Origin of the sequence: Streptococcus cristatus AS 1.3089, assembly GCF_000385925.1 — a bacterium.
In the GTDB taxonomy this organism is placed as follows: domain Bacteria; phylum Bacillota; class Bacilli; order Lactobacillales; family Streptococcaceae; genus Streptococcus; species Streptococcus cristatus_B.
In genome coordinates, this window is record NC_021175.1 from 1,683,857 (window position 1) to 1,701,166 (window position 17,310).

Sequence of the window (17,310 nt, forward strand, 5' to 3'; positions counted from 1 at the left end):
CCCAGGCCCTGAGCCTGATATTCTCCAAGTCCTCTAATCTTACCAAATTAGGCTCTTTTCGCTAGAGCTGGAGGCATAAAATTTTTTATAACCGTCTATTTCTCAAAGATATAGCATACAAGCTAGTGATTTTTTCTGGATTGAGCTTATGTCAGAACAATTACCTGAGTAAGCTAAGATAGGAAAGTCCCACCTTTCGTCTGGCTTGACTTTTTATGACTGAGAGCCAGCTTTTGCACTGCGCTTTTTTACCAGATATTGACCCAGCAGGCCACCGATTAAGGCACCTGCCACTACCATCACGATAAAACTAGCGATGGTCGGAAAATCCAACGGCAGCAAAATCCGATTGATATATTCCGCTGTCTTGCCACGCGCCACCAAGCTATCAATGTAAGCCCGACGTGCTAGCCACATCAGGATAATAGGGCCTGAATTGACAAAAGAGAAACAAACAAAGGAAAGCAGATTCCAGAATTTATTTTCATATTTGCCCAAGCCTGCAATCGTGTCCGCCAAGAGACCGAACACCAAGCCTGGCAGACCAGCAATCATAAAATGACCAGACAAGAGGAAGAAGCCTCCCATCACCACGCCCAGTAAGCTAATCGCTCCGAATTTTTTAATCTTGCTTTGCAGCAACATATAAACGCTTCCGCCAAAAACTGCAGCAAAGACTGGAGCATAGAACATATTGCCAGCATTGTCAAAAAAGTGACCTACTAATACTCCTAGTCCGACACAGAGAAAGTAGAGTAGAGCAAAGAGTCCCGTCCATTTCAACTCTTTCAGTGTTAACGATGTCATCATCGATTCCTTTCTAATTCTGAAGTCAAAACTTCATAAAACTATTGATAGCTATATCCTTGATAAGTGAAAATACGCATTTTATGGCTTGCCATCCTTCCTACAGGAGGAGATTTTAGCAAGGTTTGCAGATCTAGCATCCTTGATATGCTTGCTTCCCTCGGCACGGGTAAAATCCAGTGCTAGCAAGAAGTAATTTATTATGCTATTTTTCCATACTTATCTTTATTTATTATAGCATTATGAAAATAGAATGTAAATTAAATTTTCAGACTTTTCAAAGGATGATAGCTGACAAAAGAGGCTGGGACTTTTGTCCCAGCCTCCTCAATTGTCTTTGGATTATCAGCAAGACGAAGTGGTTGAGTGGGCTCTACTACGTTGATTTCATCAATTTTTACAGCCCTACGCAACTGTGCGGAGGTGGGACAACGAAATCGAATTCTAACGAATTACCGATTTCTGTCCCACTCTCTGTCTAGCGATGACTGATTTTTCTGGTTAAGAAATCGCCCAAAAACTGGATAAAGAAAATGAGGAGCAAGAGCAAAACAGTTGCTAAAACGGTCACGTCTTGGTTGAAACGTTGATAACCGTAAGCAATTGCTACGTTTCCAAGACCGCCTGCACCGATCGCTCCCGCCATGGCTGTTTCACCAACCAGCGAGATTAGGGTCACCGTTGTCACCCGAATCAAGTCTGGCAAACCTTCGCGCAGATAAACTCCGATGATATCCCATGTATTAGCCCCAACTGCCTGGGCCGCTTCAATCACACCGCGATCCAATTCCGATAGAACCACCTGTACTTGACGGGCAAAGAAAGGAAAGACTGCCAAAGATAGCGGTACTAAAGCCGCTGTTGGCCCAATCCCTGTACCCACAATCATCCGTGTGAAGGGATTGATTAAAGCCAGGAGGATGATAAAAGGAATCGCCCGAAAGATGGATGTGACCTTATCCAAGATGAAAAAGGCTGTTTTGTTTTCTAAAATACCACCCGGTGCTGTCAATACAAGGAAAAGTCCAGCTATCAAGCCTAAAATCCCACCAATCAGGAAGGAAATAATTGTCATATAAAGGGTCAGATAAATCGCTGTTCCCCAGCCAGCCTGACCAGCCCAGCCCATCTTATAGACATTGGGCAAAAATGTTTTAATCAAGTCTACCAATCTAAATTCCTCCCTTAAGCACCTTTAATTCTACGCCAGCAGCTTGCAAATTGCTCTGAGTTGCCGCAAGATTTTCTGCATTTCCAGATAAAATAACCACCATCTCCCCGACAGGCACATGATCTAAAATCTCAATGTTGGCATGTAAAATATTGGCCGAAACCTGATACTGCTTGTAGATATCGTTGATAATGGCTGTATCTGTCACCGTACCAGCATACTTCAAATGCGCCAAGACAGAATCCGCTGGCAGATCTTGCACAATCTTCTGTTGATTGATTTTAACCATCGCTTCAGTGATACCTGTTGCCGTTGTGATAAAGTCTTGGGTCAATTCGTTCTGTGGATTGGTAAAGATATCCAAGACCGAACCTTCCTCAATCAATTTCCCATTCTGCATAACAGCCACACGATTGGCAATATCTTTGACAATCTGCATTTCGTGCGTGATGAGTACAATCGTCAGCCCCAACTTTTGATTCAAATCCTGAAGCAAGGCCAAAATTTGCTTGGTTGTTTTAGGATCCAATGCCGAAGTCGCTTCATCTGAAATCAAGATCTTTGGGTCATTGGCCAAGGCTCTAGCAATCGCCACACGCTGCTTCTGACCGCCAGACAGTTGAGAAGGATAATTATCCGCTCGATCTTCCAGACCAACCAGTTCTAAAAGTTTGCGAACCTTGTCCTCTTTTTCAGCAGCAGACAGGGAAGAGTGCTTCAAGGCAAATGCGACATTTTCCTTAGCCGTCATCTGGGCCATCAGATTGAAATGCTGGAAAATCATGCCAATGTCCTTGCGCTTTTCCCGCAGTTGAGCCGCATTCAGCTGGACTGTCCCCTTGTCGTATAGGACTGTCCCATCCACAGTGATGCGACCACCAGATGGCTTCTGCAGGAGGTTAATAACCCGCACCAAAGTTGACTTTCCAGCACCAGAATAACCCACGATACCGTAAATATCCCCCTGATTGATGTGAATGGTCACATCTTCAACCGCCTTGATGATACGATTTTTCTGTGTAAATGTGACATCAATACGGTCTAATTTGATAATTTCATTGCTCATAACTTCTGATTAACTCCTTGATTAATTCAATATGGGTATAATAATCGGCAATCTTGACATTTTCATCGCCACCATGATCCCGACTGTTGGCATTCCCCAAGCCAAAGGCAGCCATCGGAACTTCTAAAGCCTCAAAGACTGTATGCATGGGGCCTGTTCCTGCCGAGGTCGGAAGCACCGATATGCCCTCTGGATAAAAATCCTTGGCCAGTTCAATCACATTCAGGATAGAAGGAGCACTCATATCACTACGATAGCTCATTTCTCCCAATGTATAAGTTAATTCTACCTTATCATAGCCATTTTTGTCCAGTTGCTTGCGAATCTTGTCTAAGACATCATGAGGTTCTAAGCCTGGTACCAAGCGTACTTCCATCTTGGCAGATGCATATGCTGGGAGGATGGTTTTGACTCCTTGTCCCTGATAGCCCGAACCGAAGCCTTCAATGTTAATGGCTGGCTCAAAATAGAAGCGACGGAGGAATTCCTGCCTTTCCTCTTTCAAGACTGGAAGCTGGAGGCCGTAAATTTCCTTCAACTCTTCTGGTGTCTTCAGAGCGTACTGGGCAATCAAAGCTAGCTCTCGCTCATTGGGCTCCTGTACTTGCTCATAGATACCCTCCACCAAAATCCGACCGTCAGCACTACGCAGGCTAGAGATAGCATCCATCAAGTACCAAGAAGCTGAATTAATGACACCGCCATAGCTAGAATGAATATCGACTTCCGCACTACGAACAGACATATCAAAGGTGACAATCCCCTTATTTCCACCAGAAATTTCAAGCTGGCCTAGATTATTACGCGTGCCCTGCTCCCAGACCAGCAAATCTGCTCCCCGCAAATGTTTCTTATGCTTGGCCAGATATTTATCCAAGTCTGTTGAAGCCGACTCCTCTGCTCCCTCCATCATGAAAATGATATTGACTGGCAGCGAACCGTGCTCTCGGATATACTTACGCACCGCTGTCAAACGCGCCGTAATGTGTCCCTTGTCATCATCGACTCCGCGGCCATACATAACACCGTAGTGGACAGACAGAGTAAAGGGATCGTTGGTCCAAGGCTGGTCATTATCGGCCGGCACCGTATCATAGTGGTGATAGAAAATGATAGTCTTGGCCTCAGGATTGTCCGACTGAAACTCTGCCAATACAAAGGGAGCCGTGTAACTGTCATCAATCATCACTTTAGCACCTGCGGCAGTGAAAATTTCTCCCAGATAGGTAGCTACCTCCTTGAGCCCAATTTGCTGGGCAAAGATAGACTTTTTAGAAATCAAAGTCCGTAACACCTCAAAATAGTGTTGGGCCACCTCATCATTTTCAAACTTTTTAATTTGTTCACTCTCAGTTGAGAAAGGCATGTGTAACTCCCACTAATCGCATCTGTTTAAAGATGATCTGCTATGATTCACAAAAGAACAAAGACTTGCTGTCGTGTAAGTCTGTGACTCTGCGTTTTAATATTGCTAAGTCATCTCCGCTGATAAAAACTCTAACTAATAGCAGATAAAGGGCTGGAGAAATCCATTCCCCGCCCTTTCTATCTTCAATTATTTTCTATAAAATCTTACCAAACTGGTTGATCCATACCATCTGAAGACTCTTCGATGACTTTTTTAACTTCGTCAGTATGATAAGCCTTGATGATTTTCTTGATGGCATCTGCCTTGTCAGATTTTTCCCAATCTTTCTTAGCAGCAATCAAGTTGTACCAAAGTTTAGAATTTTCATCTGTCTTTTCTTTGTAAAGAGCGTTCTTGTAGTCAATACCAGCTTCACGAACGAAGGTATTGTTGACAACTGCTGCATCTACAGAAGTAAGAGAAGCTGCTGTTTGAGAAGCATCCAATTCAGAAATTTTCAAGTTTTTCTTGTTTTCTTTGATGTTAGCAACAGTCGCAAGCTTCGTTGAATCCACGTCCAACTTGATCAAACCAGCTGCTTGAAGAAGGTTCAAAGCACGACTTTCGTTTGTTGGGTCATTTGGTACGGCAATGCTTCCGTTTTCTGGAATGTCTTTCACAGCAGTATATTTGTTTTTGCCATCTTTAGTACCAGAGTAAAGACGGATTGGTGCGATATACGTATCTGCTACAGACACCAAATCAGCATTGTTTTCTTTATTCCAGTTTTTCAGGTAGTAGTAGTGCTGGAAGGCATTGATATCCGCATCGCCGTCACGAACTGCTTGGTTAGGCTGAGAGTAGTCTGTAAATTGGGTAAACTCCAATTTAACGCCTGCTTTTTCCTCGTCAAGAATTTCCTGAACCTTGTCCCAACGTGCTTCTTCTGTATCGCTGAGGTTCATCACGCCGACTTTTACAGTGACTGTTGCACTGTCTGCTGACTTAGCGTCTTTAGATGTTGAAGATGAGCAAGCTGCCAAACCAAATGCTGCTACAGCTAAGAGTGCTGTTGCACCAAACCATTTTTTCAATTTCATGAGATAATCTCCTTATAAAATATATTTTTTCTAGTGAAAGGGTTGTAAGTTATTTCCGATTGCTTAGGGCAAGGAAAATCAGAACTTACTTGATATCCTTGGCATCTGGCAAGTAAGTGCCGCCAAAGAATTCTTTTGATAATTTTTCAAGTGTGCCATCCTCGTAGAGTTCCTTGATCCGCTTGTTCATGAAGGTTTGAAGCTCTTCTTGTCCTGAAGCAAGGATTGGATAGACATACGGTTGTTGGTCACTTGGAAGTTCAATCACTTCGACATTATCTAAACCTTGGTCTTTGATGATAGTATCTACTGTGATACGCTCAAAGATCTTGTAGTCTGAACGACCATCATTCAAATTAGCCAAGATTTGTTGGATTGTACCATCTGTGTAGTTGATGGTTGTTGGATTTGAACTGTGCTCTTCATTGTACTTTTCCAGTTGTTTGGCTGTTGAAGTACCTTGAACAACCTCAGTGGACTTGCCTCCGATATCGTCCAGCGACTTGATATTCACTCCTTTACGAACCACCAAGACGGTTGGGTTTTTAGCGTAAGGGTTGGTATAGAGGTATTTACCAGCACGGTCTTCTGAATAACTGATGTTATTGGCACCGATTTGGTAGCGGTCACTGTCCAAGCCAGAGAAAACAGAAGCCCATTTGGTCTTGTTGAAGTTGACTTCGTACTTATCTGAACCTTTGAAGATTTCACGAAGCACTTCAATTTCGTAACCAGTTAGTTTTCCATCCTTATCTTCATAAGAGAAAGGCTTAGTTGTTCCAACCGTTCCGACTTCAATCGTCTTTTTCTTTGTAGCACTATCTTTACTTGCAGAAGACGAGCAGGCTACAAGCAGCCCAACTGCAAGACTTCCTACCACAGCAGTGGCAGTGTATTTCAATATCTTTTTAATATTCATATCTCTATCTCCTCCTAAAGAGCATGTTTCTATCATACCAAAAGTCGAAAATCCTGACCATTATATATTTTTTATCAAGGTGATAGATTTTCTTTATCACTGATTCGATTATTCAAACTATTTGAAAATATCGAAATCTTGTTTTTCTATGATAACAAAAGAAGAAGAGCTTGCCTAGTTCTTATTTTCTATGAAAGACTATAGTTATTTCTTATAGTGCTTGAGGAGAAAGAGGGCGTTTTCGACATAGTAAGGCACAGAGACCTGAAAGGCTGCATCGTCAATCGTCATGCTATCATGGTGCAGGTCAGGCGCATCTGCTGCACCATTTGAGCCGATAAAAGCAAAGACACCAGGGATTCTTTCTTGATAAAAGGCAAAGTCTTCGCCAGCTGAAGATGGCTGGGCAGGCAGTAGCTCCCCGATGTTCTGGGAGTTTTCAAAAATAAGCTCGGCCAATTCTGGATCATTATAGGTCACTGGCGGAGTCTGATCCCAGATAATAGTGACCTTAGCACCGAAATTCTCCGCCGTATGCTCCACAATACGGATAAAATCCGCCTTCAAACGCTTTTGCAAATCAGGGTTAAAACAACGAATCGTGCCTTCAAAAAAGCCATTTTGCGGCAGAACATTCCAAGTCGCCCCAGCTTCAATGTGTGTCACAGACAAAACAACTGGCTCAAAGGGCGAGACAGTCCGAGAAATCAGAGCTTGGAGATTTTGAATCATGCTGGTCAGAGTCAGCACCGTATCCACTCCTAAATCTGGTCGAGCCGCATGGCTGCTGACTCCCTCAACAGTCACCTTAAACTTTTCCACACCTGCCATCATGGCTCCCGCCTTCAAGGCTATTTGCCCAGCTTTTAACTGGGGCATATTGTGAAAACCGATAATCGCAACCACATCATCCAGCAAACCCGTAGCCAGAACTTGACTGGCTCCCTGAGAGGTTTCCTCGGCTGGCTGAAAAATCAGGCGAATGGTTCCCTGTAAATCTTCTTCCATAGCCTTGAGCAACTCCGCTGCTCCCAAGAGACTGGCTTGATGAAAATCATGACCGCAGGCATGCATGACACTAGGATTTTGGCTAGCGTAAGGCAGACCTGTCTGCTCTAAAATGGGCAGGGCATCAATATCTGCCCTCAAGGCGATCACGGGCTTTCCTTGACCAATTTCGGCAATCAAGCCCGTCTCTAAGCCAGAGTCCAAAATTTTAATTCCTAAGTCTTGCAAATAGCGGCTTAGAAAGGCTGTCGTTTCATATTCTTGGCCAGACAACTCTGGATGCTGATGAAGATAGTGACGCGTTTTTACTAATTTATCATAGAATTGTTTCATAGCAGGCTCCTTCACTCTACATATCTATCCTCCAGTATAGCACAAAGCTAGACTAGGAAACAAAAATAGAGAGCAGAATGAAGCATCCGCCCTCTCATCTTGCTATTAGGATATATCGCCTTCAAAAGCTCTGACGATGGATTCATAAGAATAATCACGTTCTAGAACCCATTTACCATCTGTTTTGACAAATTTCAACTGATAATCTCGCTCTGGCGTAAGGAGAGGACGTGAGTCCATTCCAGCCATCATGTCATTGGCATAGCTCTTATCGGTAGCTTTATAGAGATCACTCAGACTTCCATATTCAGAACGATGCTTATCATAAAAATCTTGACGGTAGGTATACATAGTTTTATTTAGACTGACCGTTCTCGGTTTGATCTTGATAACGATTGAATTTGGCATGTACTGGGCTACTGTATAATCAATTTCTGAGCGTTTAGCATTACTTTTCACATAGGCATCAATGAAAGCATTGATTTCATCATCACTAAAGGGATAATCATGCAATTTACGTGTGAAATCTGCTGCAAAAGCTGCTCTATAATCTTTTTTATCTTGCTCCAAATCGCCACCTAAAACTAAATCGCCTTTGTCTTTAGAAGATTTTGTCTTTGCTTCTCCTCCCAAGAAAACAGAATTGAGGTAATCAGAAGCTAATTTCTTTGATTCGTCAACGTGATTAGGATATTTCGCAGGATCAACCTTTAGTTTGATAGCTTCTGCTTTTTCATCCGAGCTATAGGTTTTCTTCTCATAGTGAAGTTCATATTTCTTGCCATCTTCAACCTTAAAGACCAGATTACCAGAAAGAGTTTTTCCTTCCGCTAAATCTTCATAGCTCAGTGTTTTGAAGTTTTCTTTATCATCATAGACTCCGACTGGCTGGATTTTTTCGCCTTCTGAATCATAAAAAGCAATATCTGAGGAGGAAATCATGATTTTATCATTCGTTTTATTTTTAATTTCCAAAGACAAGGCCAAGTATTTTGCATCAGCTGATCCGTTGCTTGGCATAATAAACTGACCTTCTTTAATCTGGATATCAACCTGCCCATTGCTGGCTGATTTTTTGACAGTCTTCTCCTGACTTGGCTTACCAGAATGTTTTTTATTTGGACTTGGAAGCAAGGCACAGGCTGTTAAACTCAGACCTGCCACAAGCAAAGCTGTGTATTTAAATACTTTTTTCATCATTGTCTCCTTAATTTCTTAATACTGTGACTTTTCTATTTTATCATACTTGGCTAAACTGGTAAATAGCGGTTGAGATTGTCTATATATAAATGCAACATTGCAATCGCTCGAATGACCAAGCAGATCAAATCTCTACTCTATCATAATATTTCTATGGAAAGAGCCACTTGATATGCGGAGCAAGTTGGGAAATTTCTTGATGAAGTTCATTGAAGCTAGCATTTTTCACATCAGCCAAGTTCAAAGAGACAGCACTCTCCTCTTGATTTTTAGGATAGAAATATAAAGTTCGACTGTCCGGTTCTGACGTAGATCGATAGATATCGTATTCAATTTGCTCAATCTCCTGCCACAAGAAGTACTTCTCTCTTTTAGCAGATAAGCCTCTCAGCCTTATTCCCATCTCATCCATCTCTAAAATCGGTGGTTTATGATTCGAAATATAGCCTAGAACGATCATAAAAATAGCGTCTATGCCCATTACCCAATAGACTGGATTGAGCATATTGTTGCTTTCTTCAGTAATCTGCCTCCTTATTTGGTCTTCTTCGTTGATAGAAGCCCTATGAACCAGTTGATTGCTACTATTTTGACTTGTTGACTCAGGAGAGGCATCATTCATAGATACAGAAGACCTGATAAAAAAGATACCAAAGAGTAAGAGAAAGCCTATGACATAAAATCTTGCTCCATCGCGCTTGTATACTTTCATTCTATTCCTATCCTTTCCAGATACATTTCCTATATGAGAACTCCTTCCAAATGATCCAATTCATGCTGGCAGATTTGCGCTGGAAAATCCTCTAAAGTGATAGTCTTCTTCAGCCAGTTCTGATCCAGATATTCGACCGTGATTTTCTGATAGCGAATGGTTGACCGACTGCCTGTCAAGGACAGACAGCCTTCTTCCGTTTCATAAGGGCCAGACTTCTGAATGAGAACTGGATTAAACATGACCATGGGCAGCATGCCATACATAAAAATAATCACCCGCTTTTGGGAACCAATCATATTCGCAGCAAGGCCGACACAAGACTCTCTATGGGCCAACAAGGTATCCTGCAAATCCTGAGCCAAGAATAGATCATCTTTCGTGGCAGGAACTGATTTTTGCTGTAAAAAGAAGGGATCTTTCACAATTGCTTTTTGCATCTTTCACCTCAAATGGAAGAGGTTGGATTCCCTATCTCAGCCTCCTTAGTTTATTTGAACACTCTCAACGCCTTATTTACTTATTTTGCATAGCGTTCGCTAATATCTTTTGCGAGGACAAAATTTCCTAGTGTGGCTGAACCATTTCCTGCGACAGCCGGTGTGACAATGTAGTCACGCACATTTGGCACTGGCAGGTAACCATTGAGTAGGACAGTGAATTTCTCACGAACACGGTCCAACATGTGCTGCTGCGCCATCACACCACCACCAAAGACAATGACATCTGGACGGAAAGTCACTGTCGCTTGAATAGCTGCCTGCGCAATATAATAAGCCTGAATATCCCAGACAGTACTATTGAGCTCAATATTTTCACCCCGTACACCTGTCCGCGCCTCTAAGCTAGGACCAGCCGCTAAACCTTCCAAACAACCCTTGTGGAAAGGACAAACGCCATTAAAGCCTTTTTCCTCATCCATCGGGTGCTTAGCTACATAGTAGTGACCCATTTCTGGGTGGCCTGTCCCCCCGACAAATTCACCACGTTGAATAGCACCAGCGCCAATCCCCGTTCCAATCGTATAATAAACTAGATTTTCAATGCGGCCGCCAGCATTATTGCGAGCTACAACTTCACCATAGGCAGAGCTGTTGACATCTGTCGTAAAGTAAATAGGCACATTCAAAGCACGACGAAGCGCTCCCACAATGTCCACATTTGCCCAATGTGGTTTTGGAGTTGTTGTGATGTAGCCATATGTTTTTGAATTAGGATCAATATCAATAGGACCGAAAGAGCCGACTGCCAGACCAGCTAGATTGTCAAAACGAGAGAAGAACTCAATCGTTTTATCCAGTGTCTCAATCGGTGTAGTCGTAGGAAATTGTGTCTTTTCTACAACATTAAAATTTTCATCGCCCACAGCACAGATAAATTTCGTTCCACCAGCTTCTAAACTTCCGTACAATTTTGTCATTTCAAACACCTCTTGTATTCTTTGTATTCCATTATAGCATATTTCCATATTGGAAATGGCTCTATATTTTAGATTTTCCTCTGTAAATCTTAGCACTCAAGTAAAAAGAGAGTGGGACAGAAATCGGTAATTCGTTAGAATTCGATTTCGTCGTCCCACCTCCGCACAGTTGAGTAGTGCTCTAAAAGCTGATGAAACCAGCCTAGTAGAGCCCACTCAACCACTGCGTCTTGCTCGACAATCCAAAGACAATTGAGAGGCTAGGACTTTTGTCCCAGCCTCTTTCCTTTGTTGACTTTCTCTAGCTATGATTAAGCTTTCACTTCAATAATCGCATCGCCTTTGGCTACTGCACCTGTCGCAACTGGCGTTACAGAAGCGTAGTCAGGTGTATTGGTCACGATGATCATGGTTGTATCATCCAGACCAGCTGCTGCGATTTTAGCTGAATCAAAAGTTCCAATAATATCACCAGCCTTTACTTTAGAGCCTTGAGAAACTTTTTGATCAAAGCCTTCGCCATTCATAGACACTGTGTCAATACCAACGTGGATAAGGATTTCAGCACCATTAGCTGTCTTCAAACCATAGGCATGGCCTGTCGCAAAAGCGATCGTCACTTCTGCATCAGCTGGGGCGTAAACAACACCTTCAGTTGGCTTGATCGCAATCCCTTGTCCCATCGCACCACTTGCAAAGACAGGGTCATTGACATCAGCCAAAGCCACAGCCTGACCAACGATAGGAGCAACAATAGTTTCATCTTGAAGAGCTGCTGGAACATTGCCAGTTGTTTCTTCTTCGACTAATTTTTCAGTTTCAGCTTTTTCTTCAGCAGTTTCTTCGTCTTTATATCCGAACATATAAGTCAGAGCAAAACTCAAACCAGTTGTCAGAACGACCATAAAGATATATTGCATCAATTGACCATTCAGGTAAAGGAGTGTACCTGGAATAATTGTGATACCGAAACTTGTACCTGCAAGCCCCATAATAGAAGCTAACCAACCACCAACAGCACCAGCACCCAGTCCAATTACAAACGGTTTAACAAAGCGCAAGTTAACACCGAAGATAGCTGGCTCAGTAATACCCAATCCTGCAGAAAGTGCTGCTGGGAATGCAAGAGCCTTGAGTTTTTTAGATTTTGTCTTCACAGCTACAGCCAAAGTCGCACCAGCTTGAGCTGTCATAGCAGCAGTGATAATCGCATTAAATGGATCTTTCCCAGTTTGAGATACCAATTGAGATTCCAGTAAGTTGAAGATGTGATGAACACCAGTTACGACAATCAGTTGATGAACTGCACCGATAATCAAACCAGCAAGACCAAACGGAAGGCTAAGAAGGAACTCTGTACCATTCAAAACATATGACTCAACAATGTGGAAGACTGGACCAATCACAAAGAGTCCCAAAATAGACATTACAAGGAAAGTAAGGAATGGAACAAGAAGAAGGTCCAAGACATCTGGAATTTTCTTGTGTAGCCATTTTTCAAATTTCGCACCAAACAAACCTACAAAGAAGGCAGGAAGCACAGAGTTTTGGTAGCCAACTACTGGAATAAAACCAAAGAAGTAAATTGGATGAGCTTTTGTTGCTGTAACTTCGCTAGTGAATTTCAAACTTCCAAGAACATCCATATTAGCAATTTTGTCTAAAATATCCTTAGAAGGATCAACAGCAAATTTAGTAGCCTGACCAGCTACATCCCAAGCATTTGGAAGTGCTGAGTTAACCATCATTAGACCAAGAACCAAACCAATGATTGGGTTCCCGCCAAAGACTCTAAAAGCTGACCAGCAAATCAAAGCTGGGAAGAAAGCGAAGGCTGTATCAGTTAATACTACTGTATAAGTGTAGAAGTCAGTCGATTTGAAAGCATCCGCTGTGGTACCAAATAAAGATAAAACTTGATCCTGAGCAATTGCTCCGCGAACTCCCATGAAAAGACCTGTCGCAACAATAGCTGGAAGAATTGGTACAAATACGTCACCGAAAGTACGGATGGCACGTTGGAACCAGTTCCCTTGCTTAGCAGCTTCAGCTTTCATGTCATCTTTTGATGAAGTTGGTAAACCAAGTGCTACAACCTCGTCATAAATCTTATTAACCGTACCAGTACCAAAAATGATTTGATATTGACCTGAGTTAAAGAAAGCTCCCTGAACTTTTTCTAGGTTCTCGACAGTATTTTTGTCGATTTTACCTTCATCTTTAACCATCACGCGCAAGCGAGTCGCACAGTGGGCTACACTGTTGACATTCTCACGTCCGCCAAGAGCTTCGATGACCTTTTTTGCAATTTCAGTATTAGTCATTTGCAAAAATCTCCTTATAGATATTTTTAACTTTTTGAAAGCGATTTTATCACCTTTACGAATATTATTTTACCATGATTCAAAAATATGTCAAGCGTTTTGCAGAAATTTTGATTTTTCGCTGTTAAAGGTTGATTTTTAAGCAGGAAACGTTTACTATAGTAATAAGAAATAATATGATTTGGAGGACAAAAGATTGGCTTGGACGACTGAAAAACGCTACAAACGTTATGAAGACTGGACTCAGGAAGAGATGCAGCAGATCAAAGAAAACATGGCTAAATCTCCTTGGCGGGCCAGCTATCACGTGGAGCCTCAAACTGGTCTGCTCAACGACCCCAATGGCTTTTCTTACTTTGACGGCAAGTGGGTGGTGTTTTATCAAAACTTTCCTTTCGGAGCAGCTCACGGTCTCAAGTGCTGGGTTCAGATGGAAAGCGATGACTTAGTCCACTTCACCGAAACTGGTCTTCGAGTGCTGCCAGATACTGCTCTGGACAGCCACGGCGCCTACTCTGGCTCTGCCATGCAGTTTGATGACAAGCTCTTTCTCTTCTATACTGGTAATGTCCGTGATGAGAATTGGGTGCGTCACCCTTATCAAATCGGTGCCCTATTAGATAAAGCAGGCAATCTTGAAAAAATTGACAAGGTCTTGATTGAGCAGCCTGCTGAAGCGACCGACCACTTCCGCGATCCACAGATTTTCAACTACAAAGGGCAATTCTATGCCATTGTCGGCGGGCAAAATCTGGATAAGCAAGGCTATGTCAAGCTTTACAAGGCTGTTGATAACGACTATACCAACTGGGAAGTCGTCGGTGATTTAGACTTCTCCAATGACAAGACAGCCTATATGATGGAGTGTCCTAATCTAGTCTTTATCAACAACCAACCAGTTCTGCTTTATTGCCCTCAAGGTTTGTCTAAGGACATGTTGGACTATGACAACATTTATCCAAATATGTATAAAATAGGTCAATCGTTTGACACAAGCAAAGCTGCTATGATTGATCCTAGCCCTATCCAAAATCTGGACTACGGCTTCGACTGCTACGCCACCCAAGCCTTTAACGCACCTGATGGCCGTGCACTGGCTGTCAGCTGGCTAGGCTTGCCTGATGTGGAATACCCTTCTGACCGCTTCGACCATCAGGGGACCTTCTCCCTCGTCAAGGAATTGACCCTAAAAGACGGCAAGCTCTACCAATACCCAGTCCCAGCAATCAAGGACTTGCGAGTAGAGGCTCAGCCTTTCGCTGCTTTGGCAGAAAGCAAGAACAGCTACGAACTAGAGCTGAATCTCGCTGCGGACACTGAGCATGAAATCGTCCTCTTTGCAGACAAGGATGGCAAGGGCCTACGCATCAACTTTGACCTCAAGGCAGGGCAAGTGACGGTTGACCGTAGTCAGGCGGGCGAGCCATTCGCACTGGACTTTGGAAGCATTCGAAGCTGTAACATTAACAAACAAGCTACAAATGCTAGTATATTTATAGATAAATCAATTTTTGAAATTTTCATCAATAAAGGAGAGAAAGTATTTTCCGGTCGTGTCTTCCCGAGAGAAGACCAGACAGGCATTGCCATTACCAAGGGCAAGCCAACCGGTACTTACTATGAATTAGATTATGGTCGCAAAGCTAACTGATGTAGCAAAACTAGCAGGAGTCAGCCCCACAACTGTTTCCCGCGTCATCAACAGAAAAGGCTACTTGTCTGACAAAACGATTTCTAAAGTTGAAGCAGCCATGCGAGAGTTGGCCTACAAGCCCAACAATCTGGCGCGTAGCCTCCAAGGAAAATCAGCCAAGCTGATCGGACTCATTTTCCCCAATATCAGCAATGTCTTTTATGCAGAATTGATTGGCAAGCTAGAGCACGAGCTCTTTAAACAAGGCTATAAAACCATCATCTGCAATAGCGAGCATGACTCGGACAAGGAGCGTGAATACCTTGAGATGCTGGAAGCCAATCAGGTGGACGGCATCATTTCTGGTAGCCACAATCTAGGAATCGAGGACTACAATCGCGTAACCGCTCCTATCATTGCCTTTGACCGCAATCTTTCGCCAGATATCCCTGTTGTTTCCTCAGACAACTATGGCGGCGGGGTGCTGGCTGCTCAGACCTTGGTCAAGGCTGGCGCTCAAAACATCATTATGATTACTGGTAATGACAATTCCAACTCGCCGACCGGCCTGCGCCATGCTGGCTTCGCCTCTGTTCTACCAGACGCTCCTATTATCAATGTATCTAGCGACTTTTCTCCAGTCCGAAAGGAAATGGAAATCAAGCACATTTTGACCCACAAGAAGCCAGATGCTATCTTCGCATCAGATGATTTGACAGCCATTTTAGTCATGAAGGTCGCTCAGGAGTTAGGCATCCAGATTCCTGAAGATTTAAAAATCATCGGCTACGACGGCACCTACTTTGTGGAGAACTATTATCCTCAACTAGCGACTATTAAACAGCCACTGAAAGAGATTGCCAAACTTCTGGTCGATTTACTGCTACAAAAAATTGACAAGCAAGAAGTCACAACGACTGGCTACTTCCTGCCAGTGAACCTCTTGCCAGGCAAAAGTGTGTAATTTTCATTCAACCCCTACTAAATAAGAAAATGGAGTTTGGGACAAAAAGATTTCAATTTTTAAAAATCCCAATTTGTAAAATTAAGCTAGACAGAAAAAGCCATCTATGTTAGGCTCAGATAAACACCACATTTGTCTGAAAGGAACTAACATAAATGACCTATACTCATCTTACCACAAACGAGCTTGTAATGATAGAGGCTTACTATCAAGAAAACATAAAAGTTTCAGATATTGTGACTTCACTTGGCAGATCAAAACAGACAATCTACAATGTCATCAACTATCTGAAAGAGGGGCACTCTGCTTATGATTACTATAACCGATATAAAATCAATAAGAAACGCTGTGGCAGGAATAAAACCAGTCTTACGCAATCAGAAAAAGATTTCATCCAAACTCATTTAGAAAAAAATTGGAGCCTTGATGTCATTAAAGGAACTTATCCAGATAGGGTTTCTTGTTCTATGAGAACTCTCTATCGACTAGCAGACCGTGGTATTCTAAAGAAAGAGGATCTCCCTTGGAAAGGCAAAAGAAAACCAATGGTCATAGCGAAAAACGAGGAAAACAAGCATTGCGCAGAGATTTACGTGAGAGAGCAGACAGTTATCCTAATTTTAAGACGGAATTCGGTCATCTAGAAGGGGATACAATTGTGGGAGAAAAACACAAAAGTGCAGTCATTACCTTAGTAGAACGCCTCTCAAAAGCCATCATCACACTGAAAACCAATGGACGCAAAGCAAGTGATATTGAGGCCTCCATCAATCAATGGTTGTCTCAAGTTCCCAGTCATCTCTTTAAGTCGATAACGTTTGATTGTGGGAAAGAATTTTCTAATTGGAAATCTATTTCGAATGCACATGACATTGATATTTTCTTTGCGGATCCAGGATGTCCTGGTCAACGAGGTCTCAATGAACATTCTAATGGCTTATTAAGACGAAATGGATTACCGAAACAAATGGATTTTACTAATATTTCTCAAAATTATTTATCAGCTATAGCTGATAAAAGAAATATAATTCCTAGGAAATCATTGAATTATCAATCACCCTACCAAGTTTTTCTGAGTTACTTGAAAAGTCTAGCTTAATTTGACAATTTAGGAATTTTAATTATTAAGCCCTTCAAATCTATAATTAAATGCGAAAAGCGAACAAAGCAGAATTCTGATTACCAGAAAACTAGTTTTGTTCGCTTTTTATATTTGAGGTCGGACTTTTGTCCTAGCCTCTCAATTGTCTTTGGATTGTCGAGCAAGACGCAGTGGTTGAGTGGGCTCTACTACGCTGATTTCAT

14 protein-coding genes and 1 pseudogene are annotated in these 17,310 nt (G+C 42.4%); 3 read left to right on the plus strand and 12 right to left on the minus strand.

Annotated elements, in window-relative coordinates:
* Window positions 1-213: 213 nt before the first annotated feature.
* The 12 genes from I872_RS08325 to I872_RS08380 form a co-directional block, all read right to left on the minus strand.
* Window positions 214-807, minus strand: a complete 594-nt coding sequence (locus tag I872_RS08325) for an MptD family putative ECF transporter S component (RefSeq protein WP_041826833.1) — start codon at window positions 805-807, stop codon at window positions 214-216.
* Between the two features lie 478 nt (window positions 808-1,285).
* Window positions 1,286-1,978, minus strand: a complete 693-nt coding sequence (locus I872_RS08330) for a methionine ABC transporter permease (protein WP_015605667.1) — start codon at window positions 1,976-1,978, stop codon at window positions 1,286-1,288.
* Between the two features lies 1 nt (window position 1,979).
* Window positions 1,980-3,044, minus strand: a complete 1,065-nt coding sequence (locus I872_RS08335; RefSeq protein ID WP_015605668.1) for a methionine ABC transporter ATP-binding protein — start codon at window positions 3,042-3,044, stop codon at window positions 1,980-1,982.
* Window positions 3,034-4,410, minus strand: a complete 1,377-nt coding sequence (locus tag I872_RS08340; protein ID WP_015605669.1) for a M20/M25/M40 family metallo-hydrolase — start codon at window positions 4,408-4,410, stop codon at window positions 3,034-3,036. Before I872_RS08340 ends, I872_RS08335 begins: the two co-directional genes overlap by 11 nt.
* A 206-nt stretch (window positions 4,411-4,616) precedes the next feature.
* Window positions 4,617-5,492, minus strand: a complete 876-nt coding sequence (locus tag I872_RS08345) for a MetQ/NlpA family ABC transporter substrate-binding protein (protein ID WP_015605670.1) — start codon at window positions 5,490-5,492, stop codon at window positions 4,617-4,619.
* An 85-nt stretch (window positions 5,493-5,577) separates the two neighbouring features.
* Window positions 5,578-6,411: a transporter substrate-binding domain-containing protein gene (locus tag I872_RS08350; RefSeq protein WP_005592302.1), complete on the minus strand. Its 834-nt coding sequence runs from the start codon at window positions 6,409-6,411 to the stop codon at window positions 5,578-5,580.
* 204 nt (window positions 6,412-6,615) lie between these two features.
* Window positions 6,616-7,752 (minus strand): amidohydrolase, encoded by a 1,137-nt coding sequence (locus I872_RS08355; RefSeq protein WP_015605671.1) that lies wholly within the window; start codon window positions 7,750-7,752, stop codon window positions 6,616-6,618.
* 105 nt (window positions 7,753-7,857) lie between these two features.
* A complete protein-coding gene (locus I872_RS08360) occupies window positions 7,858-8,952 on the minus strand; it encodes a DUF4352 domain-containing protein (RefSeq protein WP_172456454.1) in 1,095 nt (364 codons plus the stop codon).
* A gap of 151 nt (window positions 8,953-9,103) precedes the next feature.
* On the minus strand, window positions 9,104-9,664 hold the full coding sequence (locus I872_RS08365; RefSeq protein ID WP_015605673.1) for a hypothetical protein: 561 nt from the start codon (window positions 9,662-9,664) through the stop codon (window positions 9,104-9,106).
* Between the two features lie 29 nt (window positions 9,665-9,693).
* Complete coding sequence (locus I872_RS08370; protein WP_015605674.1) at window positions 9,694-10,104, minus strand: peptide deformylase; 411 nt, start codon at window positions 10,102-10,104, stop codon at window positions 9,694-9,696.
* A gap of 80 nt (window positions 10,105-10,184) precedes the next feature.
* Window positions 10,185-11,084, minus strand: coding sequence for a fructokinase ScrK (gene scrK, locus I872_RS08375; RefSeq protein ID WP_015605675.1), 900 nt, complete (start codon window positions 11,082-11,084; stop codon window positions 10,185-10,187).
* Between the two features lie 311 nt (window positions 11,085-11,395).
* Complete coding sequence (locus I872_RS08380; protein ID WP_015605676.1) at window positions 11,396-13,408, minus strand: sucrose-specific PTS transporter subunit IIBC; 2,013 nt, start codon at window positions 13,406-13,408, stop codon at window positions 11,396-11,398.
* Between the two features lie 196 nt (window positions 13,409-13,604).
* Here I872_RS08380 and I872_RS08385 point away from each other — a divergent pair, with 196 nt between their 5' ends.
* From I872_RS08385 to I872_RS08395, 3 genes and pseudogenes are all read left to right on the plus strand, one after another.
* A complete protein-coding gene (locus tag I872_RS08385; RefSeq protein WP_015605677.1) occupies window positions 13,605-15,059 on the plus strand; it encodes a sucrose-6-phosphate hydrolase in 1,455 nt (484 codons plus the stop codon).
* Window positions 15,040-16,005: a LacI family DNA-binding transcriptional regulator gene (locus I872_RS08390; protein WP_015605678.1), complete on the plus strand. Its 966-nt coding sequence runs from the start codon at window positions 15,040-15,042 to the stop codon at window positions 16,003-16,005. Before I872_RS08385 ends, I872_RS08390 begins: the two co-directional genes overlap by 20 nt.
* Window positions 16,006-16,160: 155 nt before the next feature.
* Window positions 16,161-17,104, plus strand: a pseudogene (locus I872_RS08395) (IS30 family transposase).
* Window positions 17,105-17,310 lie beyond the last annotated feature (206 nt).